The organism is Actinosynnema sp. NPDC059797 (assembly GCF_042732085.1).
Lineage (GTDB): Bacteria > Actinomycetota > Actinomycetes > Mycobacteriales > Pseudonocardiaceae > Actinosynnema.
In genome coordinates, this window is record NZ_JBHWIE010000061.1 from 19,390 (window position 1) to 33,044 (window position 13,655).

Genomic DNA, 13,655 nt, shown 5'->3' on the forward strand with positions numbered 1-13,655 from the left:
TCCGGGGTGGGAGGTCGGATGAGGAACGGCGTGGCGCTGGCGGTGCTCGCGACCGCGTGCCTGGTCAACGGGCTGGCGACGGACGCGCTGCCGGTGTGGCGGCAACTGCTGTTCGTGGTGCTGGCGGTCCTCGCCTACCTCCACGGGCGGCACCTGCCGGTGCGGCACGGGGGAGTGGTGCTCGCGGCCGTCGCCTCGATCGGCGCGGTGATCGCCGCGGTGCGGTTCTGGGAGGGCTTCGGCGCCCTGGCGTGCCTGGGCCTGTTCGGGGTGCTGCCCTGGCTGGCCGGCCTGTTCCGGGCGCAGCAGGCCGCGCTGGTCGAGGCGGGGCGGCAGCGGATCGACCGGCTGGAGCGCGAGCGGGAGTGGGTGGCCGAGCGGGCGAGGCTGCGGGAACGCGGTCGCATCGCCGCGGACGTGCACGACTCGCTGGGCCACGAGCTGGCGCTGATCGCCCTGCGGGCCGGTGCTCTCGAACTGACCGCCGGCACCGGGCGCGACCGCGAGGCGGCGGCGGAACTGCGCAAGTCGGCGGTGATCGCCACCGACCGGCTCCGCCAGGCGATCGGCGTGCTGCGCGAGGGCACGGCCCCGGTGGAACCACCGGACGAGGACGTGGAGGAGCTGGTGTCGCGCGCCCGGCGCGCAGGACTCCAGGTCACCCTCACCGGCTCGCCGGGCCCGCTGCCCGCGCTCGTGGACCGGGCGGTCCACCGGGTGGTCAGGGAGGCGCTGACCAACGCGGCCCGCCACGCGCCCGGGGCGCCGGTGGACGTGCGGACCACGCGCCACGCGGCGGAGGTGGTGGTGACCGTGGAGAACCCGGTGGGAAGCGGAAGTGGGCTGGTGGGAACCGGAGCCGTGTCGGCGGGAACCGAAACCGCGTTGGCGGGAGCCGGAACCGCGTCGGTGGGGAGCGGAACCGCGTCGGTGGGGAACGGGAGCGGTTTGGCGGAGTTGTCCGAGCGGGTGAGGTTGTTGGGCGGCGCGGTGCGCTCCGGCGCGGAGGCGGGCCGGTTCACCGTGACCGCCCGCCTGCCGATCGCCGACCTCACCGCCGAGTCCGATGTGGAGCGTGACCGGTGATCCGGGTCCTGCTGGTGGACGACGAGGCGGTGGTCCGCGCCGGCGTGCGCGCCATCCTGGGCACCGACCCGGGCATCGAGGTCGTGGCCGAGGCGGGCGACGGGCACGAGGCCGTCGACCTGGCCCGCCGCCACCGCCCGGACGTCGTGCTGCTCGACATCCGCATGCCGCGCCTGGACGGCCTCGCCACCCTCCCCGAGCTGCGCCGAGCCGTGCCGGGCGTCGCGGTGGCGGTGCTGACGACGTTCGACGAGGACGAGTTCGTGGTCCGGGCCTTGGGCGACGGGGCGAACGGCTTCCTGCTCAAGGCCGCCGACCCGCGCGAGCTGATCATCGGGGTGCGGGCGGTGGCGGAGGGCGCCGCCTACCTGTCACCGAGGATCGCCCAGCGGCTGGTGGCCGAACTGCGCGGCGACCGCCTGTCCCGCCCGGACGGCGCCCGATCGCGCATCGACGCGCTGACCGCCAGGGAGCGGGACGTGCTGGCGCTGCTGGGGGAGGGCCTGTCGAACCAGTCCATCGCCCGCCGCCTCACCCTGTCGGAGGGCACGGTCAAGGCGCACGTGAGCGCGATCCTCCAAGCGCTGGAGGTGGAGAACCGGACGCAGGCGGCGATCCTCGCCCACGACGCCGGTCTCACCAGGTGACGACCTCCCCGACCCACCCGGCGACGACTTCCGCCGCCCACCCCGCCTCACCCGGCTCGCCTCGGCCACGCCCGCCTCGGGCTCAGCTCGCGCCCCGACCACCGCAGAACGCCGCGTCGACCAGACCGGCCAGCACCCCGGGGAACTCCACCGCGGGGTCCATCGCGGCGTCACCGGTGGTCACCGAGGCGGTCAGGGTCCTGCCGCCGTCCGGGGTGCTGTACATCATCGCCCCGTAGCCGCCCGGGGCGCTGCCGTTGTGGTGGAGGACCGTGACGCCGCAGCCCAGGTCCTGCACGAACACCCCCAGGCCGTAGCGGAGGTCGCCGCTCCGCGGGTGCGGCGTGCGCATCTCGGCCAGCAGCGGGGCCGGCAGGAGCGTGCCGCGGTTCAGCGCGGAGAAGAACGTCCGGAGGTCCGCGGTGGTCGAGATCATGTCACCGGCGGCGAACAGCAGGGAGGGGTTCTGCCGGGTGACGTCGACCGTCTCCCACCGGCCGGCGTCCTGGTAGCGGTAGTAGCCGCGGGAGTGCGGGTCGGGCAGGCCCGACCAGGCGCCCGGCACCACGGTGCCCCTCAGCCCGAGCGGCCGCAGGATCCGCCGCCCCACCTCCTCGGCGTACGAGCGGCCGGTGACCGCCTCGACCAGCAGCCCGGCCACCGCGTAGTTGGTGTTGGCGTAGCTCCACCCCGCCCCCGGCTCGAACCTCGCCGGCCTGGCCAGCGAGAACCGCACCAGTTCCTCCGGCCGGTAGGTGCGGAACCGGTTGTCCACCCAGTCCGCGCCCACCGCGGGGATCCCCGGCACGACCGTCCCGTCCGGGTAGTACTCGCCGGTGTGGTTGAACAGCCCGCTGGTGTGGTTCAACAGCATCCGGGTGGTGATCCGCCGGTCCAGGCCGAACCCGGGCAGGCGGTCGGCCACCGGGTCGTCCAACCCGATCCGGCCTTCGGCCACCAGTTGCAGCACCACGGTCGAGGTGAAGGTCTTGGTGACGCTGCCGACCCGGAACCGCCCGTCCACCGGCGGCGGGGCGGTCCTGCCCAGCTCGCGCACCCCGGCGCTGCCGACCCAGTCGCCCCGCCGGTCGTGCACGCGCACCTGCACCCCGGCGAAACCGGCGTCGATGAACGCCTGCGCGGCCTCCCGCAGCTCCGGACGACCCGGACCGGCGGCGGCCACCCCGGGCACGCCCGCCCCGACCAGCAGCGCGACCGCCAACGCCGTCGCCCCCGCACGCCGGAAGGCCCGCGGCACCCGGCCCCCACCGCTCCCGGCACCCGCCGCACTCCCGGAGACCTCCGTCGTCCCCGGAACCTCCCGGCGGGCACCGATGAGCACGGTCTCGTCCTGCAACACCTCGTGCGGCTCCGAGGCCGCCTCCGTCGATCTGGTCATGGCGATCACGATCACCGGCCGCCCTGACACCGGCCGGTCACCGCGCTGACACCACCCCTGACACCTCCTCCCCGCCCCGCCCCGTGAGGTAGCGGTGGAGCGCCGCCGCCGCCGCGAGCATGACCGGCGCGTGCGCGGCCAACTGCGCCTCCCGGTCGGCGATGGCGGCCCGCAGCGCCTCGGTGCCGCCCGCCGCGCGGAACTCGTCCATGATCGGCTTGATGCGCGGCAGCGGGTAGCGGGCCTGGCGCAGCATCGCCACGAGCCGCGCGTCGCGCACGTCCGCCGGGCCGTAGACGCGGTGCCCGTCGGTGGTGCGGTCCGGGACGAGCAGGCCCGCCGCCTCCCACACGCGCAACGCCGACGGCCGGACGCCGAGCCTCGCGGCCAGCTCGCCCACGCGCAGACCGGACCGGGGCACGGTGTCCGGTGGCCGCCCGGCCACGGCCGCCAGCGCCTCGGCGGTCGCCTTGAGCGCCTCGCGCCGCTCGTGCGCCGCCGCGTGCGCCGCGTCGACCGCCACCAGCGCCGACACCTCGTCACCGTCGTGCACGGCGCGCATGATGCTCTTGGCCGCGGCCCAGCCGTACCCGCGGCCGAGCAGCCGGTAGGCCAGCAGCGCCTCCCGGTGCCGCCGGTCGAACAGCCGGTAGCCCGCGGGCGAGCGCTCGGCCGGGGGCAGCACGCCCGCGTCGAGGTGGTTGCGGACCTGCTGGGTCGAGATGCCCGCCGCGCGGGCGAGGTCCACCGTGCGCAGGAGCGGCCTCCTTCACCGTCGGTTTGAGGGTTCTGCCCCCAACGATCCAGGCAGACCTCGTCAGCTTCCGAACAAAGTCTCAACACGATAGTTCAACGATACGGTTGAAGCCATGACAAGTGCTGGTGACCAGGCGGAACGGCCTGTCGTGGAGGTGCGCGGCCTGCGCGTGCGCTACGGGTCGCGAGACGTGGTGGACGGGATCGACCTGACGGTCGCCGAGGGGGAGGTGGTGGCGCTGCTCGGCCCGAACGGGGCGGGCAAGACGACGACGATCGAGGTCCTGGAGGGCTTCCGGAAGCGGTCGGCGGGGGAGGTGCGCGTGCTGGGCGTCGACCCGGAGCGCGGTGACGAGGCGTGGCGGGCGCGGCTGGGCGTGGTGCTCCAGTCCTGGCGCGACCACGGCCGGTGGCGGGTGCGGGAGCTGCTGTCCTACCTCGCGGTCCTCTACGAGCCCTACCGCCCGGACGTGCTCGACGCGGACGAGCTGCTGGCGCTCGTCGGCCTGACCGACCACGCGCGCAGCCGGGTCGGCGCCCTGTCGGGCGGCCAGCGGCGTCGCCTGGACGTGGCGGTCGGCCTGGTGGGCAGGCCCGACCTGCTGTTCCTGGACGAGCCGACGGTCGGGTTCGACCCGGAGGCGCGCCGCGGGTTCCACGAGCTGCTGGGGCGGCTCCCGGGCACCGCGATCCTGCTGACCACGCACGACCTCGCCGAGGCGGAGAAGCTGGCCGACCGGATCGCGGTGCTGGTGGCGGGCCGGGTGGTCGCCGACGGCACCGCCGCCGAGCTGGCCGCGCGCATCGCGGGCGCGGCCGAGGTGCGCTACCGGCTGCACGGCCGGGAGCACGTGCTGTCCGTGGCCGGCTCCACCGACTACGTGCGCGAGCTGTTCGCCGAGCACGGCCGGGCGGTCGACGACCTGGAGGTGCGCCGGGCGAGCCTGGAGGACGTGTACCTGGCCCTGGTGCGCGAGTCCGAGCGGGTGAGCGCGTGAACGCCCGCGCGGTGGCCGTGCGCGCGGGCGTGCGGCGGGGGCGGATCGAGTTCACCCAGACCATGACCAACGCCGGCGAGCTGATCGGCTGGATGTGGCTGCCGGTGGTCGCGCTGGTGGTGATGTACGCGTTCGGCGACAACCCCGTGCCCGGCGCGGACTTCCCGCTGGGCGCGCGGGCGGTGCCGGGCATCCTCGGGGTGAACGTCGTGTTCACCGGCTTCCTGGCGCTGGCCATGGCGCTGGTGGTGGACCGCGAGGACGGCTCGCTGCTGCGGGCCAGGGCCACCCCGAACGGGGTGCTCGCCCACGTCGTCGGCAAGGTCCTGGGCCGGGCGGCGCTGACGGGCGCGACGCTGGTGATCGTGCTGGTGCCGGCGGTGCTGCTGTTCGACGGCCTGGAGCCCGGCCGGGTGTGGACGTGGGTGGCCCTGGTCTGGGTGTCGGCGCTGGGGCTGGCGGCCACGCTGCCGCTCGGCGCGGCGCTGGGCGCGGTGTTCGGCGGCACGCAGTCGCTGGGCCTGGTCACCCTGCTGGTCATGGCCCTGGTGGCGGTGTCGGGCGTGTTCTACCCGATCACCGCGCTGCCCGGGTGGTTGCAGTGGGTGGGCCAGGCGTTCCCGGTCTACTGGCTGGGGCTGGGGCTGAGGTCGGCGCTGCTCCCGGACGCGCTGGCCGCCGCCGAGGTCGGCGGTTCGTGGCGGCACCCGGAGACGGTGGTCGCGCTGGGCGCGTGGGCGGTCGTGGGGTTCGCCCTCGCACCCGTGGTGCTGCGCCGGATGGCCCGGCGGGAGTCAGGCTCCTCGGTGGAGGCCCGGCGGGCACGGGCCGCCCGGCGGTCGGCCTGAGCGACGCACACCTGTCGCGACGAACTCCCGCCGCGGCCCACCCCCGGCACTAGCCGAACAACCCCGACAGGTCGCCGCGCTGCCAGGCGTGGAGCGCCCGACCGGCCCGCGTCCCCGGCCCGGCGGGCACGAGGACCCGCACCACACCGGTCTGGTCGGCGGGCTGCTCGGCCCGCGCGCCGGGCAGCACGGCCGGCCACGGCCCGCCGGCCGCCGAACCGGTCTCCAGGTGGTCCTGGACGCGCCCGGCGAGCGCCTTCGGGTTCTCGTCGGGCACGCACACCACCTCGGTCGCGTCGCCGTCGGGCGTCGCCCGCACGCCCACCGCCACCGGCAGGCCGGTCTTCGGCTTGGTGATCAGCGCCACCGCCACGTCGCCCAGGCAGCGGGCCAGCTCGCCGACCATCGGGTCCCCGGCCAGCGTCCGGTCGCCGGGCTCGGTGACCCACCCCAGCGCCTCCCCGGTGGTGGCGTGGGCCACCGAGCCCGCCTCCACGCGCACCCGCTGGAACCCGGTCACCACGCCCGCCCGCGCCAACGGGCTGCCGGGCGAGATCCCGCCGTCGTCGGCGGTGGTCCAGTCGCCCGCGCCGCCGCGCCGCCCGCCGAGGTCGGCGAGCTTCGCCTCGACCGCGGCCACGTCGACCTCGGCCCGCAGCACCGCGGCCCACGCCACCTGGCCCACGCGCAGCGCCGTCGTGGCCCGCGACGGGTCGAAGCCGACCACGTCGGCCAGCCGGTCGCCCGCCGCGGCGACGTGGGAGTACCCGTAGCCCACCAGGTCCCGGAAGCGCTCCGGGTCCCGGTCCGCGAGCGCCCGCACGGCCGCCACGTCGCCGTACTCGACGTACTCCGCGGCGCCGTCGGCGGCCCGCACCCCCGCCAGCGCGCCCAGCAGGCCGGTCGGCGCCGGCTCGTCGAGCACGTCCGCCTCCGCCGCGCACCCCGCCAGCAGGACAGCCACCAACGCCACACCCCAACGCCAGCTCACCGGTCGGATGTTAGGGCGGCGGCCGGTCCCGCACCCCGGTTTTCGCGCATCGGCCCCGCGGACCGGGCACCGGTCAGCCCGGGATCTCCACCGCGATCTCCTCGCCCAGCCGCGCCCCGCCCAGCAGTTCCAGCTCGTCACCGCTCCAGAACCGCCCCGGGTCGTACCAGTTCGCCCGCCGCCCGGCCGGCAGCAGGCCCATCGCCTCGTAGGTCACGGCCACCACCTCGGCGCAGTACGCCGTCTCCAGGGTCGAGTCGACCTTCCGCCGCAGGTTCGGCAGGCGACCGCGCAGCCACCGCGTGGCCAGCCGCGCCGTGGAGGGGAACGGCGTGCCGTTGAGCCGGGCGACGGTCTTCAGCACGGCGTCGTCCTGCTCCGCGGTCGTGGGCGCGTCGAGCTGGCGCAGCCACGCCCGCTGCCCGTACCTGCGCGCCCACACCAGCACCGCTTCGCGCAGGTCGTGCAACTGCACGCCGCGGTGGTGGGTGCCGGTCCACACGTCGGGCAGCGAACGGCCCATCTCGGCGTGCCACATCAGCGGCGGCAGGTCCTCGACCGCCACGGTCATGCCCACGTGGTTGACCGGGCTGTTGGTCGTCACCCGGATCGCGCGGTCGGCGGCCGAGCTGCCGCGGAACAACCACACGTCACCGGTGCGGGTCAGCTCCACCGCCTCGTCCAGACCGATCTTCGTTCCAGCCATCCCGGTAGCCTAGGCAGATGCGGTGGTGGAAGCTGCTCGGCCTGGCCGGTGTCGCGGGTGTCGCGGCGACCGGGGTGGTGATCGCCCGCGCGGAGCGCAAGCGCCGCGCCTACACGCCCGAGGAGATCCGCGAGCGCCTGCACGCCCGCCTCGCCGGGACGCCGCCGGAGATCCCGGAGTAGCGACCTTCGGCGGGTTGACCGGGTGGGTGAGCGGGTCTGGGCTGGACCGCATGAGATCCCTGCTCGCGGCGCTGCTGTGCGTGCTCGTCGCCGCACCGCCCGCCCTCGCCGACCAGCGCCCGGCCCTCGACCTGGACGCGGCCACGATCCCGCAGCTCGTCCGCCGGATGGACGCGGGCGCGCTCACCGCGGTCGAGCTGACCCGCGCCTACCTGCGGCGCGTCGACACCGTGGACCGGCGGGTCCGGTCGGTGGTCGCGGTGAACCCGGACGCGCTGCGCGAGGCGACCGAGAGCGACCGGCGGCGCGCCCGCGGGCAGGCGCGCGGGCCGCTGGACGGCATCCCCGTGCTGCTCAAGGACAACATCGACACCCGCACGGGCAGCACGGCCGGCTCGCGGGCGCTGCGCGTGCCGCCGCGCGACGACGCCGAGCTGGTCCGGCGCCTGCGCGCGGCCGGCGCCGTGGTGCTGGGCAAGACGAACCTGTCCGAGTGGGCGAACTTCCGCTCCACGCGCTCCACGTCCGGCTGGTCGGGCGTCGGCGGCCAGACCAACACCCCGCACGTGCTGGACCGCAACCCGTGCGGCTCGTCGTCCGGCTCGGGCGCGGCCGTGGCGGCGTCGCTGGCGCAGGTCGCGGTCGGCACCGAGACCGACGGTTCGATCGTGTGCCCGGCGGGCCAGAACGGCGTCGTCGGCCTCAAGCCGACCCTGGGCAAGGTCAGCGGCGACGGCATCGTGCCGATCTCCGCGCGGCAGGACACCGCGGGCCCCATGGCCCGGCACGTCGTGGACGCCGCCATCCTGATGTCGGTGCTGGAGGGCCGCGGCGCGGACTACGCCCGCGCGCTCACGCCCGGCGCCCTGCGCGGCGCCCGGGTCGGCGTGTGGCGCAAGGCCGGGACCAACGCCGAGGTGGACCGGGTCGTGCGGTCGGCGGTGGACGCGCTGCGGCGGCAGGGCGCCGTGGTCGTCGAGGTGGAGCTGCCCTACCAGGACCGGATCGACGCCGCCGAGTTCCCGGCGCTGATCACCGAGTTCAAGCACGACCTGGAGGAGTACCTGGAGGGCCGGCCGGGCGTGCCGAAGACGCTGCGCGAGCTGATCGCGTTCAACGAGGCCGACCCGGTCGAGCTGAGCAGGTTCGGCCAGGAGCTGTTCCTCCAGGCCGAGCAGGCGCCGCCGATCACCGACCCGACCTACCGCGAGCAGCGGCGCACCGCGACGGAGCTGGCGCGCCGGTCCATCGACGAGGTGCTGGCCGCCCACCGCCTGCACGTGATCATGGCGCCCACCAACGGCCCCGCCTGGAAGACCGACCACGCCAACGGCGACGCCTACGAGCTGGGCTCCTCCACGCCCGCGGCCGTCTCGGGCTACCCGAACGCCACGGTCCCCGCGGGCTTCGCGGGCCCCCTGCCGATCGGCGTGTCGTTCATGGCGGGCCACGGCGAGGACGCGGAGGTCCTCCGCGTCGCGGCGGCCTTCGAACGGGCGACCCGGGCGCGACGCGCCCCGACCTACCTGCCCACGCTGCCGTGACCCCCGGCGCACCAGGAGGGCGGTTCACCACCCCTCCTGGTGCGCCGCCGCCGCACCGGTGGGATCTTGTCCCCATGCTCGTGGCACTGCTGGGAACCGGTCTGATGGGCGCCGGCATGGCGCGAAGCCTGCTGCGCGCCGGCCTGGACGTGGTCGTGTGGAACCGCAACGCGGACAAGGCCCGCCCGCTCGCCGAGGCCGGCGCGCGGGTCGCCGAGGACCCGGCCGCCGCGGTCGAGCGCGCCGACGTCGTCCTGACCATGCTCTTCGACGCCGACGCGACCGCCGAGGTGATGGCCGCCGCGCTGCCGTCGCTCCGGGAGGGCGCCACCTGGGTGCAGTGCGCGACCGTCGGCCTCGACGGCGGCGAGCGCCTGGCCCGCCTCGCCGACCGGCACGGCGTCGGCTTCGTGGACGCGCCCGTGCTCGGCACCCGCCAACCGGCCGAGCTGGGCAAGCTGACCGTGCTCGCCGCCGCGCCGCCGGAGCTGCGCGCCGGGGTCGAGCCGGTGTTCGGGGCCATCGCCGCCCGCACCGTGTGGGCGGGCGAACGACCCGGCGACGGCCAGCGGCTCAAGCTCGTCGCCAACGCGTGGGTCCTGTCGATCACCGCCGCCACCGCCCAGTCGGTGGCCCTGGCGCGCGGCCTGGGGCTCGACCCGTCGGCCTTCCTGGACACCATCGCGGGCGGCCCGGTGGACAGCGCCTACGCCCAGGCCAAGGGCCGCGCCATGATCGACGGCGACTTCACGCCCTCCTTCGGCGTCGACGGCGCGGCCAAGGACAGCTCCCTGATCGCGGACGCCATGAACACCGCGGGCACCGACGACCGGCTCATGCGCGTCCTGCTCGACCACTACCGGTCCGCCGACGACGGCGCGCCCGCCGACATGGCGGCCGTGGTGCGGGCGTTCGGCAGCTGACCCGCGGTGGTGGGAATCGCCGCCCGACCGGGTACCTGCGGGGGAGAGGAGCAGGAGGAGGCGACGCGGTGGGAACCGGTGGTGTGGTCACGGCGGCCGTGCTGGCGGGCGCCGTCGCGGCCGGGGCGGGCGGTCTCGCCGCGCCCGCGGACCCGGACGAGCTCTGGCGCGACTCCGGGTTGCGCGTGGTGGACCGGGCCGAGCGCTCGGACACCGAGTGCGCGCCGCACTCGTTCGGGCAGGTCCGGGAGTTGCTCACGGCCACGCCCTGCGTCGGGCTCGACCGCGCCCTGTTCACCCTCACCGACGACCGGGGTGGCACCATCGTGGTCTCGGTCGCGTGGGTCGAGTTCGGCGACCCCGAGGCGGCGCGCGAGTTCAAGCGGGTCGAGGACATCCACGGCACGGGCGACATCGCGCCGCTGCCCGGCTCCCTGCTGCTGATGCCGGACGTCCCGTTCACCGCCCACCACTACGACTCGGACACCCTCGACGGCACGACCGTCGTGGTGGCCGAGACGGAGGCGGTGGAGGGCGGGTTCACCGCCGGGTACCTGGACGACGTGGCCGCGATCGCCGTGCGGACCCCGCGCCCCTGACCCCGCGCCCCGCCCCTTGACCCACGCGCCCCTGACCCAAGCGCCCCTGACCCAAGCGCCCCTGACCCGCACGCCCTACCCGCAGGTGCTCAAGGCCCGCTCCAGCGCGGCGCGCTCGGCCGTCGTCACCGTCAGCCCGTACTCCGCCTTGACCCCCACGTAGACCCGGCCGTACTGGCACGCGTACGCCTCGTTCGGCGGCATCCACTCGTCGGGCCTCTGGTCGCCCTTCGCCTGGTTCACCCGCCCGGTCACGGCGATCAGGTTGCGCAGGTCGTTGGCCGCCGCCACGCGCCGCTCCTGCGGCCACCCGGCCGCGCCGCTGCGCCACATCTCCGCCAGCGGCACCACGTGGTCGATCTGGACCTTCGACACGCCGGTCACGGTCTCCCCGGTGTACGGGTCGAGCAGCGTCCCGGACTCGACCGCGCACCGGCCCTCCTTCTTGCGCCGCACGTCGGTCAGGTCGCGGGCCAGCACCTGGCTGCGCTGGTCGCACCCGTCGCCGTCGGTGTCGACCCACGGCCGCCCGAACACGCACCCGGCGCCGTCGTCGCAGTCGCGGGCGTAGCCCTCCATCCGGCCGGGCTCGGCCACCGGCAGGCCCGCCAGCAGGTCCCGCGCGGTCGGCGCGTCCACCGTGCCGTGCGGCACCCGGTCCACGCCGGCGCCGCCGGGCGCGACGTCCGGCAGGCCGCCCACCGCGTCGCAGCCGGTCACCGTCAACAGCAGCGCGGCCAGCGCGGCCGTGGTCCACCGGAACATGGGTGCCCTCCGCGATCGGTAGTCGGATGAGCACCCCTTACCCGTGGCCGTGCCGCGGAAAACGCCGCCGGCCCGCGAGGAGCAAGCGGTGCCCGCGCTCGGCGGTTACCCCGGGGGCCCGGCGGCGCGATGATCGAACGGGGAAGGGGGGACGCGGTGATCCGCTGGGCAGTGGTGTTCGCGGTGCTGGCGTCGCTGACGCCGGTGCCGGCGCGGGCCGCGCCGGAGGGCTGCGCGGGACTGGTGGGCGACTACGCGCTGCCGGGCGCCCGCGCGCACGTCACGAGCGCCGAGCTGGTGCCGGCGGGCGCGGAGCCCGAGCACTGCTCGGTGCTGGGGCACGTCGAGCCGGCCGTGCGCTTCCACGTGAAGCTGCCGACCACCACCTACGACGGCCGCTACCTCCAGTACGGCTGCGGCGGGTTCTGCGGCGTGCTGCCGCCGCCCGCGATCCCGGACTGCGGGCCGCGCGCCGGCGGCATGGCCGTGGCCACCACCGACGACGGGCACGTGGGCGGCGGCCCCGTGCCCACGCTCGACGGCGCCTGGGCGCGCCACGACCGGGCCGCCCGCGACGACCTCGCGTTCCGCGCGCCGCACGTGGTGTCGTTGGCCGCCAAGCGGGTCATCGCCGAGTTCCACGGCGCGCCGCCCCGCCGCTCCTACTTCGCGGGCTGCTCCAACGGCGGCCGGGAAGGGCTGCTGCTGGCCCAGCGGTACCCCCACGACTTCGACGGCGTCATCGCGGGCGCGCCGGCCAACTACCAGGCGCCGCTCGTGGTCCACCAGGCGTGGCTGGCGCGGGCCAACACCGGCGCGGACGGCCTGCCGGTGCTCACCGCCGCCGGGCTGACGGCCCTGCACGACGCCGTGCTGGACCGCTGCGACGGCCTCGACGGCCTGGTGGACGGCCAGTTGGAGGACCCGCGCCGCTGCCACTTCGACCCGGCCGAGCTGCGCTGCCCCGGCGACGCCGCGCCGACGTGCCTGACCGACGCCCAGGTGGACGTGGTGCGCGAGGTCTACCGGGGGCCCACCGACGCGCACGGCCGCCGCCTCTACCCGGCCGGGCACGAACGCGGCTCCGAGGCGGCGTGGCTCGGCTGGCTCATGCCCCTGCCCGAGTTCGGCGGCGCCTCGCCGGCGTCCCTGCTCGCGGACAACTACCTCCGGCACCTCGGCTACCCGATCGGCGCGCCGCACTCGTCCCTGGCCGACTTCCGGTTCACCGCGGGCGAGTTCGCCCGGCTCGGCGTCGAGGGCGCGCGCGGCGGCGCCATGGCCCTGGACCTCGACCGGTTCCGGCGGGCGGGCGGCAAGCTGATCCTCTGGCACGGCTGGAACGACCCGGGCATACCGCCGCGCGGCCTCATCGACTACTACGAACGGCTCAAGCGCCACGCCGGTCCCGGCGCCGAGCGGTGGGCCCGGCTGTTCCTGGTGCCGGGCCTGCACCACTGCGGCGGCGGCGACACCCTGACCGCGTTCGACCCGCTGCGCGAGCTGGTCGACTGGGTGGAGCGCGGCGTCGCGCCGGACCGGGTCGTCGCCACCGGCCACGACGGCGAGGGTCGCCCCCGGACCCGCCCGGTGTTCCCGTACCCGCTGACCGCCCGCTACGACGGCACGGGCAGCGTGGACGACGCGGCGAACTTCGTGCCCGCCAAGCCGCGCGAGCCGACCTCCGACGCGGTCGACTGGCTCGGGACCTACCTCCACCACGTCCCGGGCCCGGTCGCCGCGCCGTGAGGTGTGAAACGAGACACGGATGTTTCGCACCCACTCGATCGGGCTATCCCGGACCGCGCCGTGCGGACGGCGCGATCCACCGGTGGTTCGGGGGTGCGCGATGGACTGGGAGTTCGACGAGAACGCGATCCGTGCTCTGCGGGCATACGTCTTGCGGGTGACCCGTGCGCTCGGGCTCACCGGGGAGTCCTCCTACGTGCAGGAGGACACCGCCTACCTCGCCCTGGACGGCAGGCTGCCGGGCTTCCCCGACCGCGACGTGGCCCTGCTGTGGGACGCGGAGCGCGGCTGGGCGGTCGCGGTGGAGAGCGACAGCTCGGAGCCGCCGTTCGTGCTGGCCAGGCTGCGCGGCCCGGTGCGGCCGGAGCCCGCCGCGGTGGCGCGGTGGGTGGACGGCCTGGACCTGGTCGTCGACGACGGGATGCTGGCGGCGAGCTAGCGAACGGCCCGGCGGCCGAGGAC

General features: G+C 75.9%; 15 protein-coding genes. 10 read left to right on the forward strand and 5 right to left on the reverse strand.

The genetic code is table 11. The features are described 5' to 3' along the window. The first annotated feature begins 18 nt into the window (after positions 1-18). The gene (locus tag ACFV4N_RS17455) at positions 19-1,086 is read left to right on the forward strand and encodes a sensor histidine kinase (RefSeq protein ID WP_499673561.1); all 1,068 of its coding nucleotides are present in this window, start codon (positions 19-21) and stop codon (positions 1,084-1,086) included. Beyond that, on the forward strand, positions 1,083-1,733 hold the full coding sequence (locus ACFV4N_RS17460; RefSeq protein WP_499673562.1) for a response regulator: 651 nt from the start codon (positions 1,083-1,085) through the stop codon (positions 1,731-1,733). Before ACFV4N_RS17455 ends, ACFV4N_RS17460 begins: the two co-directional genes overlap by 4 nt. Before the next feature lie 82 nt (positions 1,734-1,815). Here the strand turns inward: ACFV4N_RS17460 and ACFV4N_RS17465 are convergent, their stop codons facing one another. Both ACFV4N_RS17465 and ACFV4N_RS17470 read right to left on the reverse strand, forming a co-directional pair. After that, the gene (locus tag ACFV4N_RS17465; protein WP_499673563.1) at positions 1,816-3,132 is read right to left on the reverse strand and encodes a serine hydrolase domain-containing protein; all 1,317 of its coding nucleotides are present in this window, start codon (positions 3,130-3,132) and stop codon (positions 1,816-1,818) included. Positions 3,133-3,169: 37 nt separating this feature from the next. After that, positions 3,170-3,880, reverse strand: a complete 711-nt coding sequence (locus tag ACFV4N_RS17470; protein ID WP_499673564.1) for a MerR family transcriptional regulator — start codon at positions 3,878-3,880, stop codon at positions 3,170-3,172. 121 nt (positions 3,881-4,001) lie between these two features. Here ACFV4N_RS17470 and ACFV4N_RS17475 point away from each other — a divergent pair, with 121 nt between their 5' ends. After that, positions 4,002-4,886: an ABC transporter ATP-binding protein gene (locus ACFV4N_RS17475; protein ID WP_499673565.1), complete on the forward strand. Its 885-nt coding sequence runs from the start codon at positions 4,002-4,004 to the stop codon at positions 4,884-4,886. Then, positions 4,883-5,734 carry an ABC transporter permease gene (locus ACFV4N_RS17480; protein WP_499673566.1) on the forward strand — a complete coding sequence of 284 codons (852 nt, stop codon included), beginning with the start codon at positions 4,883-4,885 and terminating at the stop codon, positions 5,732-5,734. Before ACFV4N_RS17475 ends, ACFV4N_RS17480 begins: the two co-directional genes overlap by 4 nt. A gap of 49 nt (positions 5,735-5,783) precedes the next feature. Here the strand turns inward: ACFV4N_RS17480 and ACFV4N_RS17485 are convergent, their stop codons facing one another. Together ACFV4N_RS17485 and ACFV4N_RS17490 are read right to left on the reverse strand one after the other, a co-directional pair. Further along, complete coding sequence (locus tag ACFV4N_RS17485; protein ID WP_499673567.1) at positions 5,784-6,725, reverse strand: hypothetical protein; 942 nt, start codon at positions 6,723-6,725, stop codon at positions 5,784-5,786. A gap of 73 nt (positions 6,726-6,798) precedes the next feature. Further along, positions 6,799-7,431, reverse strand: coding sequence for a hypothetical protein (locus ACFV4N_RS17490; protein ID WP_499673568.1), 633 nt, complete (start codon positions 7,429-7,431; stop codon positions 6,799-6,801). Between the two features lie 17 nt (positions 7,432-7,448). Here ACFV4N_RS17490 and ACFV4N_RS17495 point away from each other — a divergent pair, with 17 nt between their 5' ends. The 4 genes from ACFV4N_RS17495 to ACFV4N_RS17510 all read left to right on the forward strand — a co-directional run bounded on the left by ACFV4N_RS17495 (position 7,449) and on the right by ACFV4N_RS17510 (position 10,679). Then, entirely contained in the window at positions 7,449-7,613 is a 165-nt protein-coding gene (locus ACFV4N_RS17495; RefSeq protein WP_499673569.1) for a hypothetical protein, read from the forward strand. Positions 7,614-7,663: 50 nt separating this feature from the next. Then, on the forward strand, positions 7,664-9,157 hold the full coding sequence (locus ACFV4N_RS17500; protein ID WP_499673570.1) for an amidase: 1,494 nt from the start codon (positions 7,664-7,666) through the stop codon (positions 9,155-9,157). Positions 9,158-9,231: 74 nt separating this feature from the next. Continuing rightward, positions 9,232-10,080, forward strand: a complete 849-nt coding sequence (locus ACFV4N_RS17505; RefSeq protein WP_499673571.1) for an NAD(P)-dependent oxidoreductase — start codon at positions 9,232-9,234, stop codon at positions 10,078-10,080. Positions 10,081-10,148: 68 nt separating this feature from the next. After that, the gene (locus ACFV4N_RS17510) at positions 10,149-10,679 is read left to right on the forward strand and encodes a hypothetical protein (RefSeq protein WP_499673572.1); all 531 of its coding nucleotides are present in this window, start codon (positions 10,149-10,151) and stop codon (positions 10,677-10,679) included. A 75-nt stretch (positions 10,680-10,754) separates the two neighbouring features. Here ACFV4N_RS17510 and ACFV4N_RS17515 read toward each other — a convergent pair whose 3' ends face one another. Continuing rightward, positions 10,755-11,444, reverse strand: coding sequence for an HNH endonuclease family protein (locus ACFV4N_RS17515; RefSeq protein WP_499673573.1), 690 nt, complete (start codon positions 11,442-11,444; stop codon positions 10,755-10,757). A gap of 159 nt (positions 11,445-11,603) precedes the next feature. On the opposite strand from ACFV4N_RS17515, the gene ACFV4N_RS17520 reads away from it, so the two are divergent. Continuing rightward, complete coding sequence (locus tag ACFV4N_RS17520) at positions 11,604-13,193, forward strand: tannase/feruloyl esterase family alpha/beta hydrolase (protein WP_499673575.1); 1,590 nt, start codon at positions 11,604-11,606, stop codon at positions 13,191-13,193. A 100-nt stretch (positions 13,194-13,293) separates the two neighbouring features. Then, positions 13,294-13,632 (forward strand): DUF6292 family protein, encoded by a 339-nt coding sequence (locus tag ACFV4N_RS17525; RefSeq protein WP_499673574.1) that lies wholly within the window; start codon positions 13,294-13,296, stop codon positions 13,630-13,632. The last annotated feature ends 23 nt before the right edge of the window (positions 13,633-13,655 follow it).